The organism is Caulobacter sp. GW821-FHT10F06 (assembly GCF_058809215.1).
Genome location: NZ_JBXASK010000002.1, coordinates 584974 through 604642, shown reverse-complemented (window position 1 = coordinate 604642; position 19669 = coordinate 584974). Strand labels below are relative to the sequence as shown.

The following is a 19669-nucleotide window of genomic DNA, read 5'->3' as shown; positions in this document are numbered from 1 at the left end:
GCGAGGCCGTCAAAGGCGCCCGCAGGCCAGGGATAGGGCTTCGCGGTTAAAACTTGGTGCGGGGCAGCGCGATCAGGCCGCTTGCTGGCGATCGGAGAAGGCCAGCTTGGTGGCGAAGGCCACGAACAGCACCCAGCGGAAGTCGTTGTAAACGACCGCGATGCTCTCGGTCATGGTCACCAGGCTGTAAACGATCAGGAACGGGAACGCGAGCAGCGCCCCTCGGTCGCGGAACACCGCCACCAGCGCCAGAGCCATGGTCTGCAGATAGAACAGACCCCAGGCGATCAGGCCGAAGAAGCCCATGCCGAGCCACTGCTCCAGCCAGGAATTGTGCGCGTGGTGAGCCTGGAAGCCGGCGTCCTTGGTGATCCAGGCGAAGGGGCTATAGGCGTTCTTGTTGTCCCAGACGGCGGAGTAGCCGTAGCCCAACCAGGGCCGTTCCTCGATCTGGCGCATCACCGCCGCCCAGATCTGGCTGCGGCCGGTCAGGGTGGCGTCCTTGCCTAGAAGGGCAAAGAACACGTCGGCGGCCAGCAGCAGGAAGGCCGCCAACATCATCACACCGGTTACCCCGGCCCAGAGCGCCGCCGCGCCCGCGGCCGGCCCCGACTGCACGATCAGCACGAAGACGATCGCGACGCCTCCCAGCATCAGCGACACCAGCGAGGTCTTCGAGGTCGACATCAACACCAGGATCAAGGCCAAGAAGGCAAAGCCGAACCAAAGCCTGGCGCGCACCGGGTTCAGCAGCGCCGCCGCGGACAGCAGACAGAACGCCAGAGCCATCAGCGACCCCAATGCGTTCTTCTCCTGCCATAGCCCCCGCCAGGCGCCCGGAAAGAGCTCGACCATCACGCCGATCCTGGGCACGGCCAGGCAGACCACGAAGCAAGCGACGATCAGCACGGCGAAGGCGGTGGCCACCACCTCGGCCAACTCGGCCCATTTGAAGCGCGCCGCCAGAGCCACCCCGCCCAGCGTGGTGCAGACCACCGCGAAAGCGCGGCGCGCGGTGACGTCCGGCGCGATCGACCAGAAGTACGAGGCCACCAGCACCGTCAGCACCAGGATCAGGAACGGCTGGCGGACGCCGGCGCGGAACAGGTTGCGCGGGTTGAGCGCGATCAGCAGGAAGCCCGCCGCATAGGCCGGCAGGTACATCACCCGCATCAGACCGCTGGAGGACGGATCGGCGTTTTCGCCGAAGAGCGGCATCTCCAGGCCGCCGCTATAGAGCAGCAGCATGAAGACGGCGGCGCAGAAGACGGCGATCTGCGGCAGGAGGGGCCCGGCCCTCCTCTGCGAGGTCACGGCAGGATCGCCTTCAGGAACGCCGGCGCCTGCACGGAAGCCTTGTTGAAGAACAGGCCGGCGCAGCGCCCGCCTACGGCCGTCAGCGCGTCGCGCAGCTGGGCTGGCGGCTGCACGTCGGGCTGCTCGGCCGACACCACCAGGATCGACTGGTCCATGTGCTGGGCCACGGTCAGTCCGGCCTGGGAGCGATCGGTCGAAGGACTGTCGACGATCACGATCTCGGCGTGACGACGCAGGGCCGACCAGTACTCGGCCCCTGGAATGATGTGCACCTTCTGCCGGCCGCGCAGGGCGTCGCGATTAAAGCGCGTAACCCACAGCCGCGCGTCGCCGACGCTATGGGCCGCCAGATACTTGGCGTCGGGCCAGACGCCGCCATCGGCGCGGGGCGCCGGCGGCTGGACCGTGAAGAAGGCCGAGTGGTCGGGCGACGCGGCGGCGGCCGGTCCCAGGCGTCCGAACCGTTCGGGCTCGGCGGCGATGGCCTGATATTGGGCGGAGGTCCCGAGGTCCATGTCGACCAGCCAGGTCTTGCGACCGGCGCGACGGGCGGTGAACAGGGCCAGTTCGCGGGCCACCGTCGAGACACCCTCGCCCCGCCGGGCGGATATGATCTGGATGACGTGCGGGCGCCCAGGCGCTGGCGCGCCCAGTGAGCTCCACAACTCCGCCATCTCGGCGTTCAAATCCACCATCCGTCGAATCGCCGCGCGTTCAGGATTTACTAGTTAACGTCATTCCCCTGAGGGGCGAAAGGCGACCAAAGCACTCACCGCGCAAGGCGACATCGCGCTGGCCTCAACGCTTGACCCCGGCGGTGGCCAGGACCGGCAAGTTGAGAGTGCGAGCGGCCGAGGCCGGGGTCTGAAGACCCGGCCGCAGGAACATCCGAACCAGGCCGGCGCAAAGGGCGGTGAAGGCGCCGAACAGGATGGCCAGGGCCAGGACCGGCTTCTTCAGGCTCTTGCCCGTCGACGGCGCCACGGCGCGCTGGACGATGCGGATATTGTCACTGCTTTCCGACGACATCCGGCGCTGGGCTTCGTCCTGCTGTTCCTTGACCGTGTAGTCCTTGACGTTGGTCGACAGAATGTCGCGGTCGCGGGTCAGGGCGTTGAACTGCGGCTCCAGCTGGGCCAGCCGAAGCAGGCGCTGGTTCACGTCGCCGACCTGCTGGTTGTAGGCCGCCAGCGAGTCGCGCAGCGCCGCCACTTCGGCCTTCAGGTCGTTGCGGGTGGTCTGCAGGGTCTGCCAGATCGGGTTGGGACCACTGCGACGCGCGCCATCGCCCATCGTTCGTCCTGAGGCGACGCCCTGCTCGAGCTGAGCGATCTGCGCCTCGACGTCACGGACCGGCTGGGCGTCGGCGCGATAGCGCGAGAGCAGGCCTTCACGATCCAGCTTCAATTGATTCAGCTTGGAGGACGCCGTGGTGTCGAAGTCGCGATAGAGCAAGGTCTCGGACGGCGTCCGAGCCAGCTCGGCCTCGACGGCGGCGAGCCGCCCCGTGCGGTCCTGAAGTTGGGCCTCGACCGAGTACTTCTGCTGCTCCACCTGCGACTGCAGCTGGGTGAGGGTGTTCTTCTGGGCCGTGAAGTCGCCAATGTCGTTGGTCGACAGGAACGACTGATAGCTGGCGTCGGTGTCGGCCAGCTTCTGCTCGAAGATGTCGCGCTGGCGCTGCAGCACCTCGCCGTCACTGTTGATCAGCAAGCCCTTGCGGTAGGTCAGATATTCTTCGAGCAAGGTGTTGAGCACCTTTTCGGCCATCTGCGGATCGGCATCCTTGAAGGCTAGCCGGATGATGGAATTGTCGGGCGCGGTCTCGATCTTCAGGCTCTTGCCGATGCTGTCGCGCCCCAGCGCGATCAGCTTGCGCTTACCTTCGGGCGTCGCGCCGGCGTATTTGTGGGCCTGGGCGGGGAAGATGTTGGCAAAGCCGATCTTGCGGATCACGCGCTCGCGCAGCTCGCCGCTGCCCAGGATCTCGGCTTCCGACTGGATCACCTGGTCGACGTTCGGCACCGCGCCGCGGCCGGCGTCGCCAGCTCGGGGCTCGTAGACATATTCCTGGCCCAGACGGACGAAGAGGCTGGATTCGGCGGTGTAGTTCTTCTTCAGCGTGGTGGAGAACGCCACGCCCAGCGCCACGATGACGACGAAAACGACCAGCATCAGGAAGCGTTCGCGCCACAGCAGGGTGATGAAGTCGGTCGGCGCATAGCGCGCACGCGTCGCCCAGTCGCGTTGCGACGGCGGGTCATGCGGCACACTGGTCCAGGCGCTCGTCGTCGACATGCGAATCCGAAGGGTTCAATCTCGATCCCAAACTGGTCCGCCCGCCCTTAAGGCTTCGTTACCCATTCCTGTTAAGACTTGTCGCATGCAAAGGCGCACGCACCTCTCGACGGCTTTGGCCATCCTGCTGCTGGCCAGCGGCGTGACCGCTTGCGGCCACGTGGACGGCGAACCCCTGACCCCCGCCCCTCGCCCGACGGGCGGCTTTCCGAACATCGGCTATGCGGACTGGAGCGAGGACGAGCCGTCTTACCGCTTCTATCCGGGCGACGAGGTCGAGGTGACTGTGCCGTCGGCCGCAGAACTGAATAAATCCACCGTCGTCCAGCCGGACGGGCGGATCGCCCTGCCCCTGATTGGGCCGGTGATGGCGGCTGACCGCACGATCGACGAACTGCAGGGCGCGATCACCCAGGCCTATTCGAGCCAGTTGCTGCGCCCGCAGGTGCAGGTGGCGGTGAAGTCCGCGACGCCGCTGAAGGTGTTCGTGGGGGGCGAGGTCGGCAATCCAGGCGTCTACGACATGCCCGGCGATGTGGACGCCCTGAGGGCCGTCATCCAGGCTGGCGGCTTCAAGAGCACGTCCAAGCGCAGCCAAGTTGTGATCATTCGTCGCGGCCCGAATGGTCGGGCGATGATGCGCACTGCGGACCTCTTGAGAGGCCTGACCGATCCCGGCAGCGGCGTGGACCCTGTCCCGCTTCGCCGGTTCGACATCGTCTACGTGCCGCGCAGCGGCGCGGCCGAGACGGGCTTGTTCATGCAGCAGTACTTCCGCGACCTGCTGCCCATCAGCTTCAGCTACGCGATCAACGGCGTCGGCCAGTAGGCCAGACCGCCGTCAAGCGGGAGCGCCGAACCCGAAGACCGGGTTCAGCCGTGGGCCAGCCACTCGCGAGCCGCACGCTGGGCTTCGGCGACGTCTTCGCTGGCCATCTCTTGCGACAGTTCCTTGCGATAGACCTTGGCTTCGACCGAACCGCGCATGGCGGCCAAGTTGAACAGCATGTGGGCCGAGACGTAGTCCAGCGGCGCGCCGCCCTGACCGGTCGAATACAGCAGGCCCATGCGGAACAGCTCGTCGCCCGACGATTCAGCGGTCGGCAGCGGCAGGACGTGGGCGGGGGGCGCTTCGATGTTCATCATCATGGCTTCATCTCCTCTTCCAGACCCCTTACGACGTTCTGCCGATCGCGGGCCTGAAAGCAGAAAAGTCCATCTCCGCTGAACATATAGTTAAGCGCGAGAACATCATGAATTCAAAAACGAATACATGAATTGTTCAAGGATATTACTCGGCGTAAACAGCTCTATACAGCGAGTTAACGGGCTCGCTGGCCAAAAAGCACTTTTCGAGCCTCTTTCGCCGCTTTTCCTGTTGCGACAAGGCCTTGAGACAGCTGCTCGGCTTCAGATCTGAAGCTCGGCTGTGCGCTTTCGGGCGCTTCGGAAAGGCTCAAACCCCGCTTCCCGGCCCGAAAACTCGTCCAAAATAATGCTCAGGTTTTTCAGCGGAACAACCCGCAACGGGGTCGCGAAGCCGCCGACGGACAATTGGCCGCAGACGAAACCCTTCCCGACCGACGCGTCGCGTCACGGGAGCCGCGACGGAAATCGCGCGTTCGCCTGACAACATCATTCAGGCGCGGTTCAGCCGACGCCCGCCAGGATGGTTTCAAGGTCGAGGGACTTGGCGGCGTGACACCCGCCCGACCACTAAGGAGTGACGAGATGAAACGTCTGTTACTTACCATCGCCGCGGTCGCCTCGGTGGCCGGCCCCATGGCCATGACGGCCACGGACGCAGCCGCCCAGGATCGCGGCCGCTGGGATCATCGTGATGATCGACGCGATGACCGTCGGGGCGATCGCTACGATCGTCGCGACGATCGATACGATCGCCGGGATGGTCGCCGCGACGACCGCTGGGATGGCGGTCGCCATAACGGCTACTACTACGGCAACCGCTTCCACTACGGCGCACCGCCGGTCGCCTATTACGGCCGCCCCGGCTATCGCCCGGGCTACGAGTCCTGGCGTCGGGGCGCCTATCTGCCGACCTACTACCGCAGCGGCGGCTATGTGGTGCACGACTATGGCCGTTATCGCCTGCGTCCGCCGCCCCGCGGCTACTATTGGTACCGCACCGGCAATGACTATGTCCTGGCGGCTATCGCCACGGGCCTGATCTTCGACGTGATCTCCAACTACTAGACCTGAACTCCTCCTGAGGTCGACGAGCGGCGTCCTGGCCAATAGCTGGGGCGCCGCTTTGTCGCCATCTGCGCCGCCTCACCGCCACGCATCCGACCAAAGCGCCTGATTGCGAAGTCATTTCGACCGCAATCCACGGCCAGCGTAGGGCTCGCGTCACAATCCGACGCTGCAGCAATCGAAGGCGCTCTCGATGAAGACCCTGCGCATCTCCGCCGCCGTTTTGATCATCGGCTTCACCGGCTACGCCGGCGCGGCCCTCGCCCAGCAGACCGCTCCGCCGCCCGCCCAGACCACCACGGACGCTCCGGCGACCAGCACCGCCCCGGCGCCGGTTCAGGATCCCGCCGCTCAGCCGACGCCCGATCCCGCCCTGCAGGCCGACAGCGCCACCACCTCGGCCAGCCCGACTTCCGCGACCACGGCGGACGAGAAGACGGCGACCGACCCGAACACGACGGCGCCCAAGGCCAAGAAGCACAAGAAGTCATCCTCGACGACGACGACCGAGCCGTCTCCGGACGCGCCCAAGCCGCAATAGCTAGCCACACGCCATGAAAAAGGGCCCGTCGCGAAAGCGGCGGGCCCTTTGTCTTGCGCCGGCCCTTAGAGGCCCAGCTTGGACTTCAGCAGGTCGTTGACGGTGGCCGGATTGGCCTTGCCGCCGGTTTCCTTCATCACCTGGCCGACGAACCAGCCGATGGCCTGGGGCTTTTCCTTCACGGCTTCGGCCTTGTCGGGATTGGCTGCGATCAGCTTGTCGATCGCCGACTCGATGGCGCCGGTGTCGTTGATCTGGACCAGGCCACGCTTCTGGACGATCTCGGACGGACGGCCCTCGCCGGCCCACATGTGCTCGAACAGCTCCTTGGCGATCTTGGAGCTGATGGTCCCGTTCTCGATCAGCTCGACCATCTCGGCGATGTCCGAGGCCGGCAGCGGCGAGTTGGCGATCTCGTGCCCGCCGGCCGACAGCTTGGCCAGCAGCTCGTTGGTCACCCAGTTGGACACCAGCTTGGCGTCGCGGCCCTTTGCGGCGGCCTCGAAGTAGTCGGCGCGGTCGCTCTCGATGATCAGCACGCCGGCGTCATAGGCCGACAGGCCGTACTGGCTCTGCAGGCGGGCCTTCTTGGCGTCCGGCAGTTCCGGCAGGGTCGCTTCCAGTTCCTTGACCCAGTCGGCGTCGAGGATCAGCGGCAGCAGGTCCGGATCGGGGAAGTAGCGATAGTCGTGCGCCTCTTCCTTCGACCGCATCGAGCGGGTTTCCAGCTTGTTCGGATCGAACAGGCGGGTTTCCTGATCGACTTTGCCGCCATCTTCCAGGATCTCGATCTGGCGACGGGCCTCGTACTCGATGGCCTGCTGGATGTAGCGATACGAGTTGACGTTCTTGATCTCGCAGCGCGTGCCCAGGTGGCTGAAGCTGCCGGTCTCACGGAACTTCTCGTAGTCGCCCGGACGGCAGACCGAGACGTTGACGTCGGCGCGCAGGTTGCCCTTCTCCATGTCGCCGTCGCAGGTGCCCAGATAAACCAGGATCGTGCGCAGCTTCTTGACGTAGGCGGCGGCTTCTTCCGAAGTGCGCATGTCGGGCTTGGAGACGATCTCCATCAGCGCCGTGCCAGCTCGGTTCAGATCGACATAGGTGGCGTTCGGATCCTGATCGTGCAGCGACTTGCCGGCGTCCTGCTCCAGGTGCAAGCGCTCGATGCGGACATCGAAGGTCGTGCCGTCGTCGCGCTCGACGGTGACGACGCCCTCGCCGACGATCGGCTGGTCGAACTGGCTGATCTGATAGCCCTGCGGCAGGTCGGGATAGAAGTAGTTCTTGCGATCGAAGCGGCTCTTCAGATTGATCTGGGCCTTCAGGCCAAGGCCCGTCTTCACCGCCTGCTCGACGCAGAAGCCGTTCAGCACCGGCAGCATGCCGGGCATGGCCGCGTCCACCAGGCTCACCTGCTCGTTGGGACCCGCGCCGAAGCCGACGGCGGCGCCGGAGAACAGCTTGGACTTGCTGGCCACCTGAGCGTGGATCTCCAGGCCCAGAACGATTTCCCAGGGGCCGGTGCGGCCTTGGATGGTTTTGGAATCTTGCGTCATGGGGCCTCTCTTACACCGAGCGCGGCTGGACGGAAAAGCCTTAGGCGGCCGGCTTTCAAAGCCAGTGGCCGAACGCGCCTTCGCACGCCACGGATCACTAAAGCGCCGCTGTCGCAGCTGACTTCAAATAAGCTTTGAGGACATGGAACCAACAGCCAAGTTAGATTTTCGATTAAGGCGACATCTTGTCGGAAACGGCGCCATTGTTTGCTCGACGGAACCTCAACGCCAACCTCCCGTTTCTTTCCCTGAGTAAGGAAAGCTGAGGAGGACACCATGCCCGCTTTTAATCAGACCTTGAACCTGGACTCGATTGAACCGGTTGGCGCTCGTACGCCGCGTACCGTCGTCAAGTCCACGCCCGTTTCCGACACCGTGGATACTTCGCCGCTCTTCCCCGCCGCGCCGGTCTATGCCCGCACGACGAAGAAGAAGGCGTCCAACAACCTGCCCCTGCTGGTCGGCGCGCCGGTTGTTCTCGTCGCCGCCGGCGCTCTGGCCTGGGCGATGATGGCCAACCCGGCCCAAGCCCCGACCGACACCGACAAGCCGGCCCAGATGGCCGTGACCGACACAGCGCCGGTCACCCAGCCCGTGGCTCCGGCCGCCGCGACGCCGGCTCCGATCCCGACGCCGTACGAAACGGCCGCGGTCGAGACGCCCGCGCCCCGCGCCGCCGCCCCGGCTCCGGCTCGCGCCGCGCCCAAGGCCGTCGTGACCCGCCGCGCCGCTCCGGCCCGAGCCTCGGCGCCGGACGCCAGCACGGCGTCGAGCAATGTGAGCGCGACGGTTCCGGCCCCGGTCGCGATCGTTCCCGATCCGACCCCGCTGGTCATCCCGGCCCCGGTGGCTCCGGCGTCCACGCCGGCTCCGGTCACCCCGGTTGACCCGATGTAACGACAAAGGGCGGCTCCTCGCGGGAGCCGCCCTTTTCTTATTTCACCACCACTTGGCGGCCTTGGCGTTGAAGCCGGCCGCCTTTTCCATGGCCCCGGCCACGGAGAACACGGTGGCCTCGTCGAGAGGCTTGCCGATGATCTGCAGACCCAGCGGCAGGCCGTTGGCGTCCAGACCGGCCGGAAGGCTCAGGCCCGGCAGACCCGCCAGGTTCGTCGTCACCGTGAAGACGTCGTTGAGGTACATGGCGATGGGGTCGTTGCTGTTCTCGCCCAGGCCGAACGCCGCCGACGGCGCGGTCGGGGTCAGGATGGCGTCGCACTTTTCCCAGGCGTTGTCGAAGTCCTCGGCGATGCGGCGACGCACCTTCAGGGCCTTCAGGTAGTAGGCGTCGTAATAGCCGGCTGACAGCACGTAGGTGCCGATCAGGATGCGGCGCTTGACCTCGTCGCCGAAACCTTCGGCCCGGGTGTTCTCATAGATCTCGGTGAGATTATGCCCCTCGGCCCGCAGGCCGTAGCGCATGCCGTCATAGCGAGCCAGGTTCGACGAGGCCTCGGCCGGAGCCACGATGTAGTAGGCCGGCAGGGCGTACTTGGTGTGCGGCAGGCTGATGTCGACGATCTCGCAGCCGGCCTCCTTCAGCCAGGCGATGCCGTCTTCCCACAGCTTCTCGATCTCGGCCGGCATGTTGTCGACGCGGTATTCCTTGGGAATGCCGATCTTCAGGCCCTTGATCGACTTGCCGACAAACTGGGTGAAGTCCGGAACCGGGATGTCGAGGCTGGTGCTGTCCTTGGGATCGTGGCCGCTCATCGAAGTCAGCAGCAGGGCCGCGTCTTCGACGGTCTTGGCGATCGGGCCGGCCTGGTCCAGCGAGCTGGCGAAGGCGACGACGCCCCAGCGCGAGCAGCGGCCATAGGTCGGCTTGATGCCGACGGTGCCGGTGAAGGCGGCCGGCTGGCGGATCGAGCCGCCGGTGTCGGTGGCAGTGGCGCCCAGGCACAGGTCGGCGGCCACGGCGGCGGCCGAACCGCCCGAGCTGCCGCCCGGGGTCAGGGCCTTGTTGCTGGCGGTCGAGCGCCAGGGATTGGTCACGGGACCAAAGGCGCTGGTCTCGTTCGACGAGCCCATGGCGAACTGGTCGAGGTTCAGCTTGCCCAGCATCACCGCCCCGTCGCGCCACAGCTGGCTGGTTACGGTCGACTCGTATTCGGGAACGAAGCCGTCGAGGATCTTCGAGCAGGCCGTCGTCTGGACGCCCTTGGTGCAGAACAGGTCCTTGATGCCCAGCGGCGCGCCGTCCAGGCGACCCGCCGCGCCCAGAGCGCGACGGGCGTCGGAGGCCGCGGCCATGGCCAGGGCCTGCTCCGGGGTCTCGACGATGAAGGCGTTCAGGACGCGCGCGGCCTCGATCGCCTCGATGTGGGCCGTGGTCAGCTCGACCGAGGTGAAGTCGCCGGCTTCCAGGCCGTCGACCGCGCCCTTCAGAGTCAGAGAGGTAAGCGCGCTCATTATTCGACCACCTTGGGCACGACGAAGAAGCCGTCGACGGACTTGGGGGCGTTGGAGGTGACGATCGAGGCGTCGCCGCCCATGGTCACCACGTCCGCGCGCAGCGGCGCGCCGGCGCCGACGACGCTGGTCAGCGGCTCGACGCCGTCGGTGTCGACCTCGGCCAGTTGTTCGATCCACGCCATGATGCCGTTCAGTTCCTGGGCCAGGGGCTCCAGGCGATCTTCGGGCGTGGCGATCCGCGCGAGCCGCGCGACCTTGCGCACTGTGGCGACGTCAATGGCCATGGGTGCCTCCTGAATTCCAAGCGCGTGGGTTAGCCGCCGGAGGGGCGCTTTGACAAGCGCTTCCCCGTGATAAGAGAGGCAATGCCCGTCCTCGACATCCAAGAATTTTCCGCCGCCATTCCCGATTACAAGCCGATCGTGGGGCTCGACCCCGGCGAGAAGACCATCGGCGTGGCCGTGTCCGACGTCACCCTGACCGTCGCCAGCCCGCTGGCGTTGATCAAGAAGACCAAGTTCAGCGAGGACGCCGCCACGCTGTTCAAGCTGATGGACAGCCGCAAGGCCGCCGGCGTCGTCATCGGCCTGCCCATGAACATGGACGGCACCGAAGGCGTCCGCTGCCAGTCCAACCGCGCGCTGGGCCGCAACCTGCTGCGCCTGAACCCCGACCTGCTGATCACCTTCTGGGACGAGCGCCTGTCGACGGCGGCCGTGACCCGGGTGCTGATCGAGGAGCACGACGTCAACCGCAAGCGCCGCGGCGAGGTGGTGGACAAGATGGCGGCCGGGTGGATCCTGCAAGGGGCCCTCGAGCGGATGCGGGGGATTCGCGAGGCGGCGGGAAAGGTTTAGCGGCAGGCTGGTCTCCATTAGCTCCGCGCACGCCCTTCCGCCTTGGATGGCAGGGAGAAGACGTGCGTCCGCAGCCTCACGCGATCAACTCGCTGAGGAATGGAAAGGGTCGCGGAGCGTCCGGACGACGTCCGGGAAGAGATAGATAAGTACCGTTTCGACGAAGCCGTCCGCTCCGCGTGACCGTTATCCGGAAGCGCGCGGCGCCCGAGCTCTGTTAGAGCCTCGCCGCCTTGAAGCCTCCGACGGGCGGGCTGGTTAGCCTCCAACCCGGACCGCTGACCCTTCCGGACCAGCCTGCCGCTCTCTCGACCCTCGTGCTCCTGTCGTTTCTGTGCTGCAAGGCCGACCGCCGCCAAGGAAACACACGAGGTTGGCGGCTTTCACCCGCCATCGATTGAGCTTCCCGCTCGATCACCCCCGCCGTCGCAACGGTCGCTGGCCATGCGCCCTTTCCTCGCGACGAGGTGGACATAGAATACGGCCATTCTGGATGCGTAGGATAAGTCGGCGCGAATGCTCACGCTCTTCGGAAGGAGCGTGACGCTAGAACACCGCTCATTCCCGCGAAGGCGGGAACCCAAGTTGAATCAGCCGACAGAGCTGAATCGTGGCTAAACCCTTGTCACCGCTTGGGTCCCCGCCTTCCCGGGGATGAGCGGTGGAGGGGGCGAAGGTGATCAGCTGATCGCAGCGGGACCCGCAATGGTCCGCGAGAGGGTCACTTATCCCCGCCCCCTTCGGTGAACCGCGCGCTCCGCCTTCCCTCGCCCGACAAAGCCGCCTAAGACACCGCTTCATGACGGCTACAGCCCATGACCCCGCCAGCGCGGCGATCGACGCGATCCGCAAGCGCGCCTTCGCCTTTCCCAAACGCCATTTCCTGTCCGCCGGCGACCTGAACGCGCCGCAAGCTGCGGACCTGCTGGACCTGGCCGAGGCCTTCGTCGCCTTCAACCGCCAGACCTCCAAGTCGCTGGACCTGCTCAAGGGCCGGACGCTGATGAACCTGTTCTTCGAGAACAGCACGCGCACCCAGTCCAGCTTCGAGATCGCCGGCAAGCGCCTGGGCGCCGACGTCGTCAATATGAGCCCGCGCACCTCGTCGATCACCAAGGGCGAAACCCTGATCGACACCGCCGTGACCTTGAACGCCATGCGGCCCGACCTGCTGGTGATCCGCCACGCCTCGTCGGGCGCGGCCAGCCTGCTCAGCCAGAAGGTCAGCGGCCACGTCATCAACGCCGGCGATGGTCAGCACGAACACCCGACGCAAGCCGTGCTGGACGCCCTGTCGATCCGCCGCGCCTTTGGTCGCGTCTCTGGCCTGACCGTGGCGATCTGCGGCGACGTGCTGCATAGCCGCGTGGCCCGCTCGAACGTCTCGCTGCTGCACACCCTGGGCGCCAGCGTGCGGCTGGTGGGCCCCGCCACCCTGATGCCGGCCCAGGCCGAGCGCTGGGGCGTGACCGTGCACAACGACATGAAGTCGGGCCTGGCCGGGGCCGACGTGGTGATGATGCTGCGCCTGCAGCTGGAGCGCATGCAGGGCGGTTTCGTGCCGTCCACCCGCGAGTACTTCCGCTTCTACGGCCTTGATCGCGAAAAGCTTTCCCGCGCCGCGCCCGGGGCCAAGGTGATGCACCCCGGACCGATGAACCGGGGCGTCGAGATCGACAGCGACGTCGCCGACGATCCGGCCGTCAGCCTGATCCAGGACCAGGTCGAGATGGGCGTCGCCGCCCGGATGGCGGTCCTCACCAGCCTCGCCGCGCGCCTGGAGGCCGACCAATGAGCTCGCCCCAGCCCTTCGCCTTCACCAATGCCCGCCTGGTCGATCCCGAGAGCGGCTATGACGGTCCCGGTGGGGTCATCGTCTCCGAAGGCGTCATCGCCGACGTCGCCAAGGGCCGCGAGTTCGGCAAGCTGGGCAAGGGCGTGCGGATCATCGACTGCGGCGGAGCGCTGCTGGCGCCGGGCCTGATCGACCTGCGGGTCAAGACCGGCGAGCCGGGCTCGGAGACCAAGGAAACCCTGGCCTCGGCCGCGCGCGCGGCCGCCGCAGGCGGCGTGACCTCGATCGTCGTTCAGCCCGACACCGATCCAGCCATCGACGATCCCAGCGTGGTCGACTTCATCCTGCGCCGCTCGCGCGACATCGACAGCGCCCGCATCCTTTGCGCCGGCGCGGCGACCAAGGGCCTGCGCGGCGAGCAGATGGCCGAGATCGGCCTGATGCGCGAGGCCGGCTGCGTCTACATCACCGACGCTGACCGCCCGATCGTCGACTCAAAGGTCCTTCAACGCATCCTGACCTACGCCAAGGGCTTCGACACCCTTCTGGCCCACCGGCCGCTGGACCCGTGGCTGGCCAAGGGCGGCGCGGCGATCGGCGGCGAGTTCGCCGGCCGCATGGGCCTGCCGTCGATCTCGCCGATGGCCGAGCGGATCATGCTGGAGCGCGACATCGCCCTGCTGGAAGCCACCGGCGGCCGACTGTTGGTCGACCAGATCACCAGCGCCGGCGCGCTGGAGACCCTGGCGCGCGGCAAGGCCAAGGGCCTGCGCCTGCACGCCTCGGTGTCGATCAACCACCTGTCGTTCAATGAACTGGACATCGGCGACTATCGAAGCTTCGCCAAGGTCACCCCGCCCCTGCGCGGCGAGGACGACCGCCAGGCGCTGATCGAGGCCCTGGCGTCGGGTCTGATCGACATCGTCGTCTCGGCCCACGCCCCGGCTCCCGCCGAGGACAAGCGCCTGCCGTTCGACGAGGCCGCGCCGGGGGCGGTGGGTCTGGAAACCCTGCTCCCGGCCCTGCTGTCGCTGTATCACGACGAGCGCCTGCCGCTGGTCGACCTGATCCGCGCCGTGACCCTGGCTCCGGCCGAGCTGCTGGGCCTGCGCGGCGGCCGCATCGCGCCGGGCGCTCCGGCGGATCTCGTGCTGTGCGACATCGATGCGCCGATCATCGTCGACGCCGGCAAGCTGCTGTCCAAGTCCAAGAACTCGCCGTTCGACGGGCGGCGGCTGCAGGGGCAGGTGCTAATGACGCTGGTGGATGGACGGGTGGTTCACCGGGCGGAGGGATAAGCCGCCAAAGGAACAGGCGCCGGTCGGCCCACGCTCGAATATCGCCGTTACACCATTGAAAACCCCTTGAACCGCGCGCACCCTCCCGCATCGGGCGTGGGCGTTTCCTGGGGGATGAGATGACCGCAGTGGATATGGGCCGTGCGCCCGCGACTGGCGTGGGCCGCCGGTTCTACCTGGTCATGTCGCTGCTGATGGCGGCGGTGTTCATCGGCGGCTTTTCCCAGACCGTGCCCGGCGACTTCGCCCCCACGCCCGGCTTGCCGCTGCTGCTACATGTGCATGGGGCCGTGTTCACCCTGTGGGTGCTCGTCTTCGTCGCACAGCCGGCCTTCATCGCGCGCGGATCGATCAAGCTGCATCGCCAGATCGGCATGGTTGGCGCGGGCCTGGCCGGAGCCATGGTGATCATGGGCGTGGCCGCGACGCTGTTCGCGATCCGCTACAAGATGGTTCCGCCGTTCTTCCCGCCCAGCATCTTCCTGGTGATGAACCTGATCGGCATCCTGGTGTTCGGCGGGCTGGTGGCCGGCGGCGTGGCGCTTCGGCGCAAGTCCGAATGGCACAAGCGCCTGATGCTGTGCGCGACGATCTCGATCCTGGGTCCGGGCCTGGGTCGCCTGCTGCCGATGGCCTCGTTCGGGAAGGCCGCGCCCCTGGTGATGTTCGGCGTCATCCTGGCCTTCGCCCTGGCCGGCCCGATCGCCGACCTGATCGCCCGCAAGCGCGTCCACCCGGCCTATTTCTGGGGCGTGAGCGCGATCCTGCTCAGCATGGTTCTGATCGGCCCCCTGGCGTTCACCCCGCCGACCCTGGCGCTGATGAAGGTCTTGCAGGGGAGCTAAGCCCTCTCGTTTTTGCTCCCACCCTGAGTCTGCTCTACACCTTCGCCCTGAACGCAATTCTTGCGCAGCGGTTGAAATCGCGCGCAACTCGCCCTAGGGTCGAAACGTGCAAGATCTCGCCGCCGCCGTCTATCTGACTCTCGCGATCACCGTCATCGGCGGTTATCTGCTGGGCTCCATTCCGTTCGGGCTGATCGCCACCCGCCTGGGCGGAGCGGGCGACATCCGCAAGATCGGGTCGGGCAATATCGGCGCGACCAACGTGCTACGCTCGGGGCGCAAGGACCTGGCGGCGATCACCCTGCTGGGCGACGCCGGCAAGGGCGTGCTGGCGGTGCTGCTGGCGCGCTACCTGACCCACAACAACGCCGCCATCGTCGCCCTCGCCGGCGGCGCGGCGTTCCTGGGCCACCTGTTCCCCGTCTGGCTGAAGTTCAAGGGCGGCAAGGGCGTGGCCACCTTCTACGGCGTGCTGCTGGCCGCCTGCTGGCCCGTGGGCGTGCTGGCCGCGATCACCTGGCTGGCCGTAGCCGCCCTGCTGCGCATCAGTTCGCTGGCCGCCCTGGTCGCCGCCGCCCTGGCCGCGCCCTTCGCCCTGGCCACCGACCAGCCCTATCCGATGCTGGCCCTCTGCCTGTTCATGGCCGTGCTGATCTTCATCCGCCACCGCGAGAACATCGCCCGCCTGCTGAAGGGCGAGGAGCCGCGCATCGGCAAGAAGAAGCCCGAGTCCGCATGATTCAGGGCCGCCTCTCGGACATCCAGCGCCTGGCCTGGCTGCGGCTGGCGCGCACCGAGACGGTCGGCCCCGTCGCCTTCGACCATTTGCTGACGCGTTTCGGCACGCCCGAACGCGCGCTCTCCGCCCTGCCTGACCTGTCCCGACGCGGCGGTCGCGCCACGCCCCTCAACATTCCGCTGCGCGAGACGATCGAGCGCGAACTGGACGTCGGGGCCAAGATGGGCGCCCGGCTGTTGTGCGGCTGCGAGCCGGACTTCCCTGCCCGCCTGGCCGCCCTGGATCCGCCCCCGCCGGTGCTGTGGACGCTGGGCCGCGCCGAGCTGCTGCCCCAGCCCAGCATCGCCATCGTCGGGGCCCGCATCGCCTCGGCCGGCGGCCAGCGCTTCGCGCGCCAGCTGGCCATGGAGCTGGGCGAGGCCGGCCACGTCATCGTTTCGGGCATGGCGCGCGGCGTCGACGGCGCGGCGCACGAGGGCTCGATGCGCACCGGCTCGGTCGCCGTGCTGGGCGGCGGCATCGGCGACGTCTATCCGCCCGAGCACGACAAGCTGCACGCCCGCCTGGCCGCCGAGGGCTGCGTGGTCAGCGAAAGCGCCCCCGACCGCCGGGCCCAGGCCAAGGACTTCCCGCGCCGCAACCGCATCATCTCGGGTCTGTCGCTGGGCGTGGTCGTGGTCGAGGCCGAGCTGAAGTCCGGCTCGCTGATCACCGCCCGCCTGGCCGCCGAGCAGGGCCGCGACGTCTTCGCCGTGCCCGGCTCGCCGCTGGATCCGCGGGCCCGGGGGACCAACGACCTGATCCGCCAGGGCGCGATCCTGTGCGAGGGCGCCGAGGACGTGCTGCGGTCGCTGTCGGGCCACACCCACCTGCGCGAGCGCGACCGAAGCTACGACGCCGAGCCGGAGGCCGATGTCGACTTCGACGCCCTTCGGGAGGCCGTCGCCGCCCTCCTCTCCCCCACCGCCGTCTCCCGCGACGAACTGGTCCGCGCCACCGGCGCCCCGACCTCGGCGGTGATGGCGGCGCTGGTCGAGCTGTCCCTGGCCGACCGCGCCGAACTGCTGGCCGGCGGCATGGTGGCCGGCGTCTGAAAACGCCAGAACATTGCCACGCTCGGCCGATTGGCGCGTTGTGGGTTTCTCGCGCCGCCAAGGGACCGCCATGCCGCAATCCAGACTGAAGGTTGGGGTCGACGTGCCCTGGATGACCAGCTGGTCCGAGGAGGAAGGCCTGGGCGTGCGACCTTGCCCCAGCATCGGTGGGCGGCTGGCGGTCTGCCAGGTCGAGCGACCGGGCTTCGGGCGGCCCGAATACTCAATGAATCACTTCCGGCGGCAGCGGGAGGCCGTCATCCAGATGCGCTGCCCGATGTGCGGTCAGCCGACATCCGACGGCGACCGCTGGACCCAGATCGCCCATCGCAAGCCCGCCGCCGCCCTGCGCGCCAAGGGCCTGGGCGTCTATCTGCCGCCGGCCATGCCCGACGACCAGATCATCGTCGACGCCGGCTCGATCCCGCCTTTGCACGAAGCGTGCGCCCGCCATTCCATGGAGCATTGCCCCCATCTGCGGGCCCATGCCGACGCCGACCTCCAGCCCTTTCCAGCCCGCTGGGTCGTCGCCCCGCTGATGGTGCAGGTGGTTGCGCCGACGCCCCTGGCGGTGCTGGCCACACGACCGACGCCGCCGCCGGCCGCCGTGGTCGGCTTCATGCAGATCTTCGGTCTGACCGACGACCACGACAAAACGCCCAAGTTCACCGGCAAGCGCCGCCTTCGCTGATATTTGACTGTAACTTTGCGCCCGGGCGGGCGAAGACCCGACATCGGCGGCAAGCCCGCCCTTATCCGGAGTCGCAGGTGAGCCAGCAGACCGTCATCGACGCGTTCAACCGCGCTGTTCAAGCCAGCGGCGAGGGTCGGCACGTCGAAGCCGAAGCCGATTTCCGAAGCGTTCTCGCCCTTGAGCCGGATCACGCCGAGGCCCTGTTCGGCTTGGGCCTGACCCTGATGGCCGCGCGACGCTTCACCGAGGCGGTCCAGCCGTTGCGCCGCGCCGCCGGCTCGCGGCGGGCCGAACCCATCTGGCTGGTCTGCCTGGGCCAGGCGCTCTATCTGACCGGCGATTTCGCGGGCGCCGTCGAGGCCTTCGACCGCGCCGAGGGACTGGGGGGCCTGCCCGCCAACGCCGAACTCGTCCGGGCTCGGGCCCGCGCCATGGTGGCGATGATCAACGGCGTGCTGATCGACGACGCCCTGTCGCTCTACAGCCGCGAGGCCGATGACCAGATGAGCGCTGCGCGCGAGGCCTTCGCGGTGTTCTCGGCCTTCGACCAGTTGGACGCCGCCCGCGCCGTCGGCGCCTGGCTGGCCGAGCGCCGTCCCGACGACGTGGTGCACGCCTACAACCTGCGGGTCTTGAACGATCCGTCGGTCAGCCGCGCGCCGGCCGACTATGTCGCGGCGAAATTCGACGGCTTCGCCGACCAGTTCGACCACCAGCTGGTCGAGCTGCTGGAGTATCAGGCCCCGTCGCTGCTGGCCGACATGGTGGCCAGACACGTCCAGACCCTGCCGGAGATCCTAGACCTAGGCTGCGGCACCGGCCTGGCGGCCGAGCCGTTCGCCCGGTTCGGCGGACGGCTGACCGGCGTCGACCTGTCGGGCGGCATGCTGGCCAAGGCCGCCGAACGGGGCGCCTACGCCGAGCTGGTCCAGGCCGATGTCGTCGATTTCCTGCGCGAGCATCCCGGCGTTTTCGACCTGGTGCTGGCCGCAGACGTGCTGATCTATCTGGGCGACGTGGCCGACCTGTTCGAGGTTCTGGCCACCACCCTGAAACCCGGCAGCTATTTCGCCTTCAGCGTCGAGATCGCCGCCAAGGGCTGGACCGTCCTGCCGTCAGGCCGCTTCGCCCACGCCGACGCCTATGTCCGCGACCTGGCCGCGCCCGCGTTCGAGGTTCTGGAACACGCGATCACGACCCTGCGCCGCGAAGGCGCCGGCGCGGCCGAGGGCGGCCTCTACGTGATGCGACGCAGCCGGTAGGGAGCGTCAAGGTTTAGACGCTCGATGCGGCCGCTCGTGCCGATGACCGCTTACGACCCTGAGCGGATGTTTGGCGATGCGGCCCCACTCGACGCCCCCTCCGTCACGATGCGTATTCGCATCGCGCCACCTCCCCCGTTGCACGGGTGAGGAGGAAGCGTGTCTTCTCCTCCCATGCGAAGCGGGGGAGGTGGCGCGGCGCCGATAGGCGACGTGACGGAGGGGGCGCTGCTGAGCCAGCCGTCCGACATCCACTCGTAGCGGACCTTTGAATTCAACTTGGCCTCAACTTCCGCCACCCCGAGCGACCGCTAACCATGTCAGCCCCTATCTCCAGCAGGCGGACATGACGGCGCTTTTTCAAATCTTCGCCACACGCTGGCGAACGAGATGATGCGGAAAATCTAGACCGAGAGGTCGATCATCAGGCCCGTGCCCTGGGCCGGCGCGGCGCGCACGGCTTGCTTGAGCTGGTCGGCAAGCTGCGCGCGGTCGGCGTTCGACGTCACCGGCCGGACGGGCCGGATCGGCGAGACGTACGCTTCCTGCGCGATCCTGTTGACGGTCAGATCCAAGGCTGGTCCCAGCAAGGGTCAGGGGTTGAGCTTGGAACAATGCATAACCACCCTTAACAAGCGGCTACCAAATCGGCCCAAACGCCACTGTTTCGCCGCCCCGCGTTGACAGACCCCCCGTCGCGCCCCCACTTTCCGGCGCTCGCCTCCAAGGCGATCCTCCCAA

General features: G+C 67.4%; 20 protein-coding genes. 12 read left to right on the top strand and 8 right to left on the bottom strand.

Features of this window, described 5'->3' with window-relative positions:
• Positions 1 to 72: 72 nt before the first annotated feature.
• The 3 genes from AC1RUS_RS06110 to AC1RUS_RS06100 all read right to left on the bottom strand — a co-directional run bounded on the left by AC1RUS_RS06110 (position 73) and on the right by AC1RUS_RS06100 (position 3615).
• Positions 73 to 1248, bottom strand: a complete 1176-nt coding sequence (locus tag AC1RUS_RS06110; protein ID WP_492914163.1) for an O-antigen ligase family protein — start codon at positions 1246 to 1248, stop codon at positions 73 to 75.
• Between the two features lie 62 nt (positions 1249 to 1310).
• Positions 1311 to 2012 carry a P-loop NTPase family protein gene (locus AC1RUS_RS06105; protein WP_492914045.1) on the bottom strand — a complete coding sequence of 234 codons (702 nt, stop codon included), beginning with the start codon at positions 2010 to 2012 and terminating at the stop codon, positions 1311 to 1313.
• 103 nt (positions 2013 to 2115) lie between these two features.
• Positions 2116 to 3615, bottom strand: a complete 1500-nt coding sequence (locus AC1RUS_RS06100; RefSeq protein WP_492914043.1) for a GumC family protein — start codon at positions 3613 to 3615, stop codon at positions 2116 to 2118.
• A gap of 85 nt (positions 3616 to 3700) precedes the next feature.
• On the opposite strand from AC1RUS_RS06100, the gene AC1RUS_RS06095 reads away from it, so the two are divergent.
• The gene (locus AC1RUS_RS06095) at positions 3701 to 4444 is read left to right on the top strand and encodes a polysaccharide biosynthesis/export family protein (RefSeq protein ID WP_492914041.1); all 744 of its coding nucleotides are present in this window, start codon (positions 3701 to 3703) and stop codon (positions 4442 to 4444) included.
• Positions 4445 to 4488: 44 nt separating this feature from the next.
• Here the strand turns inward: AC1RUS_RS06095 and AC1RUS_RS06090 are convergent, their stop codons facing one another.
• Complete coding sequence (locus tag AC1RUS_RS06090; RefSeq protein WP_492914161.1) at positions 4489 to 4761, bottom strand: sel1 repeat family protein; 273 nt, start codon at positions 4759 to 4761, stop codon at positions 4489 to 4491.
• 585 nt (positions 4762 to 5346) lie between these two features.
• On the opposite strand from AC1RUS_RS06090, the gene AC1RUS_RS06085 reads away from it, so the two are divergent.
• The gene (locus AC1RUS_RS06085) at positions 5347 to 5829 is read left to right on the top strand and encodes an RcnB family protein (RefSeq protein ID WP_492914039.1); all 483 of its coding nucleotides are present in this window, start codon (positions 5347 to 5349) and stop codon (positions 5827 to 5829) included.
• Positions 5830 to 6022: 193 nt separating this feature from the next.
• Positions 6023 to 6370: a proteophosphoglycan 5 gene (locus AC1RUS_RS06080; protein WP_492914037.1), complete on the top strand. Its 348-nt coding sequence runs from the start codon at positions 6023 to 6025 to the stop codon at positions 6368 to 6370.
• Between the two features lie 65 nt (positions 6371 to 6435).
• Here the strand turns inward: AC1RUS_RS06080 and gatB are convergent, their stop codons facing one another.
• Positions 6436 to 7929, bottom strand: a complete 1494-nt coding sequence (gatB, locus tag AC1RUS_RS06075) for an Asp-tRNA(Asn)/Glu-tRNA(Gln) amidotransferase subunit GatB (protein WP_492914035.1) — start codon at positions 7927 to 7929, stop codon at positions 6436 to 6438.
• 276 nt (positions 7930 to 8205) lie between these two features.
• Here gatB and AC1RUS_RS06070 point away from each other — a divergent pair, with 276 nt between their 5' ends.
• The gene (locus AC1RUS_RS06070; protein ID WP_492914033.1) at positions 8206 to 8826 is read left to right on the top strand and encodes a hypothetical protein; all 621 of its coding nucleotides are present in this window, start codon (positions 8206 to 8208) and stop codon (positions 8824 to 8826) included.
• A gap of 42 nt (positions 8827 to 8868) precedes the next feature.
• On the opposite strand, the gene gatA is transcribed toward AC1RUS_RS06070, so the two are convergent.
• On the bottom strand, positions 8869 to 10341 hold the full coding sequence (gene gatA / locus AC1RUS_RS06065) for an Asp-tRNA(Asn)/Glu-tRNA(Gln) amidotransferase subunit GatA (protein WP_492914031.1): 1473 nt from the start codon (positions 10339 to 10341) through the stop codon (positions 8869 to 8871).
• Positions 10341 to 10628 carry an Asp-tRNA(Asn)/Glu-tRNA(Gln) amidotransferase subunit GatC gene (gene gatC, locus AC1RUS_RS06060; RefSeq protein ID WP_492914029.1) on the bottom strand — a complete coding sequence of 96 codons (288 nt, stop codon included), beginning with the start codon at positions 10626 to 10628 and terminating at the stop codon, positions 10341 to 10343. The genes gatA and gatC overlap by 1 nt, the downstream gene beginning before the upstream one ends.
• Before the next feature lie 81 nt (positions 10629 to 10709).
• On the opposite strand from gatC, the gene ruvX reads away from it, so the two are divergent.
• The 8 genes from ruvX to AC1RUS_RS06020 all read left to right on the top strand — a co-directional run bounded on the left by ruvX (position 10710) and on the right by AC1RUS_RS06020 (position 18928).
• The gene (gene ruvX, locus AC1RUS_RS06055) at positions 10710 to 11201 is read left to right on the top strand and encodes a Holliday junction resolvase RuvX (RefSeq protein ID WP_492914027.1); all 492 of its coding nucleotides are present in this window, start codon (positions 10710 to 10712) and stop codon (positions 11199 to 11201) included.
• Between the two features lie 799 nt (positions 11202 to 12000).
• Positions 12001 to 12996, top strand: a complete 996-nt coding sequence (locus AC1RUS_RS06050) for an aspartate carbamoyltransferase catalytic subunit (RefSeq protein ID WP_492914025.1) — start codon at positions 12001 to 12003, stop codon at positions 12994 to 12996.
• Positions 12993 to 14294, top strand: coding sequence for a dihydroorotase (gene pyrC, locus AC1RUS_RS06045; protein ID WP_492914023.1), 1302 nt, complete (start codon positions 12993 to 12995; stop codon positions 14292 to 14294). Before AC1RUS_RS06050 ends, pyrC begins: the two co-directional genes overlap by 4 nt.
• A gap of 119 nt (positions 14295 to 14413) precedes the next feature.
• Positions 14414 to 15139 carry a hypothetical protein gene (locus AC1RUS_RS06040; RefSeq protein ID WP_492914021.1) on the top strand — a complete coding sequence of 242 codons (726 nt, stop codon included), beginning with the start codon at positions 14414 to 14416 and terminating at the stop codon, positions 15137 to 15139.
• Positions 15140 to 15245: 106 nt separating this feature from the next.
• Positions 15246 to 15878 (top strand): glycerol-3-phosphate 1-O-acyltransferase PlsY, encoded by a 633-nt coding sequence (plsY, locus tag AC1RUS_RS06035; protein ID WP_492914019.1) that lies wholly within the window; start codon positions 15246 to 15248, stop codon positions 15876 to 15878.
• Positions 15875 to 16972: a DNA-processing protein DprA gene (dprA, locus tag AC1RUS_RS06030; protein WP_492914017.1), complete on the top strand. Its 1098-nt coding sequence runs from the start codon at positions 15875 to 15877 to the stop codon at positions 16970 to 16972. The genes plsY and dprA overlap by 4 nt, the downstream gene beginning before the upstream one ends.
• 70 nt (positions 16973 to 17042) lie before the next feature.
• On the top strand, positions 17043 to 17663 hold the full coding sequence (locus tag AC1RUS_RS06025) for a hypothetical protein (protein WP_492914015.1): 621 nt from the start codon (positions 17043 to 17045) through the stop codon (positions 17661 to 17663).
• A 77-nt stretch (positions 17664 to 17740) separates the two neighbouring features.
• A complete protein-coding gene (locus AC1RUS_RS06020; RefSeq protein WP_492914013.1) occupies positions 17741 to 18928 on the top strand; it encodes a class I SAM-dependent DNA methyltransferase in 1188 nt (395 codons plus the stop codon).
• 404 nt (positions 18929 to 19332) lie between these two features.
• Here the strand turns inward: AC1RUS_RS06020 and AC1RUS_RS06015 are convergent, their stop codons facing one another.
• Positions 19333 to 19503 carry a hypothetical protein gene (locus AC1RUS_RS06015; RefSeq protein ID WP_492914012.1) on the bottom strand — a complete coding sequence of 57 codons (171 nt, stop codon included), beginning with the start codon at positions 19501 to 19503 and terminating at the stop codon, positions 19333 to 19335.
• Between the last annotated feature and the right edge of the window lie 166 nt (positions 19504 to 19669).

What these genes read in the sequence shown, in the direction of transcription:
- pyrC (WP_492914023.1), top strand. Translation starts at nt 12,993, where the DNA reads ATGAGCTCGCCCCAGCCCTTCGCCTTCACCAATGCCCGCCTGGTCGAT.
- AC1RUS_RS06090 (WP_492914161.1), bottom strand. Translation starts at nt 4,761, where the DNA reads ATGATGAACATCGAAGCGCCCCCCGCCCACGTCCTGCCGCTGCCGACC.
- AC1RUS_RS06085 (WP_492914039.1), top strand. Translation starts at nt 5,347, where the DNA reads ATGAAACGTCTGTTACTTACCATCGCCGCGGTCGCCTCGGTGGCCGGC.
- AC1RUS_RS06025 (WP_492914015.1), top strand. Translation starts at nt 17,043, where the DNA reads ATGCCGCAATCCAGACTGAAGGTTGGGGTCGACGTGCCCTGGATGACC.
- AC1RUS_RS06040 (WP_492914021.1), top strand. Translation starts at nt 14,414, where the DNA reads ATGACCGCAGTGGATATGGGCCGTGCGCCCGCGACTGGCGTGGGCCGC.
- gatB (WP_492914035.1), bottom strand. Translation starts at nt 7,929, where the DNA reads ATGACGCAAGATTCCAAAACCATCCAAGGCCGCACCGGCCCCTGGGAA.
- AC1RUS_RS06070 (WP_492914033.1), top strand. Translation starts at nt 8,206, where the DNA reads ATGCCCGCTTTTAATCAGACCTTGAACCTGGACTCGATTGAACCGGTT.
- AC1RUS_RS06050 (WP_492914025.1), top strand. Translation starts at nt 12,001, where the DNA reads ATGACGGCTACAGCCCATGACCCCGCCAGCGCGGCGATCGACGCGATC.
- AC1RUS_RS06110 (WP_492914163.1), bottom strand. Translation starts at nt 1,248, where the DNA reads ATGCTGCTGCTCTATAGCGGCGGCCTGGAGATGCCGCTCTTCGGCGAA.
- AC1RUS_RS06105 (WP_492914045.1), bottom strand. Translation starts at nt 2,012, where the DNA reads ATGGTGGATTTGAACGCCGAGATGGCGGAGTTGTGGAGCTCACTGGGC.
- ruvX (WP_492914027.1), top strand. Translation starts at nt 10,710, where the DNA reads ATGCCCGTCCTCGACATCCAAGAATTTTCCGCCGCCATTCCCGATTAC.
- gatA (WP_492914031.1), bottom strand. Translation starts at nt 10,341, where the DNA reads ATGAGCGCGCTTACCTCTCTGACTCTGAAGGGCGCGGTCGACGGCCTG.
- dprA (WP_492914017.1), top strand. Translation starts at nt 15,875, where the DNA reads ATGATTCAGGGCCGCCTCTCGGACATCCAGCGCCTGGCCTGGCTGCGG.
- gatC (WP_492914029.1), bottom strand. Translation starts at nt 10,628, where the DNA reads ATGGCCATTGACGTCGCCACAGTGCGCAAGGTCGCGCGGCTCGCGCGG.
- AC1RUS_RS06095 (WP_492914041.1), top strand. Translation starts at nt 3,701, where the DNA reads ATGCAAAGGCGCACGCACCTCTCGACGGCTTTGGCCATCCTGCTGCTG.
- AC1RUS_RS06100 (WP_492914043.1), bottom strand. Translation starts at nt 3,615, where the DNA reads ATGTCGACGACGAGCGCCTGGACCAGTGTGCCGCATGACCCGCCGTCG.
- AC1RUS_RS06080 (WP_492914037.1), top strand. Translation starts at nt 6,023, where the DNA reads ATGAAGACCCTGCGCATCTCCGCCGCCGTTTTGATCATCGGCTTCACC.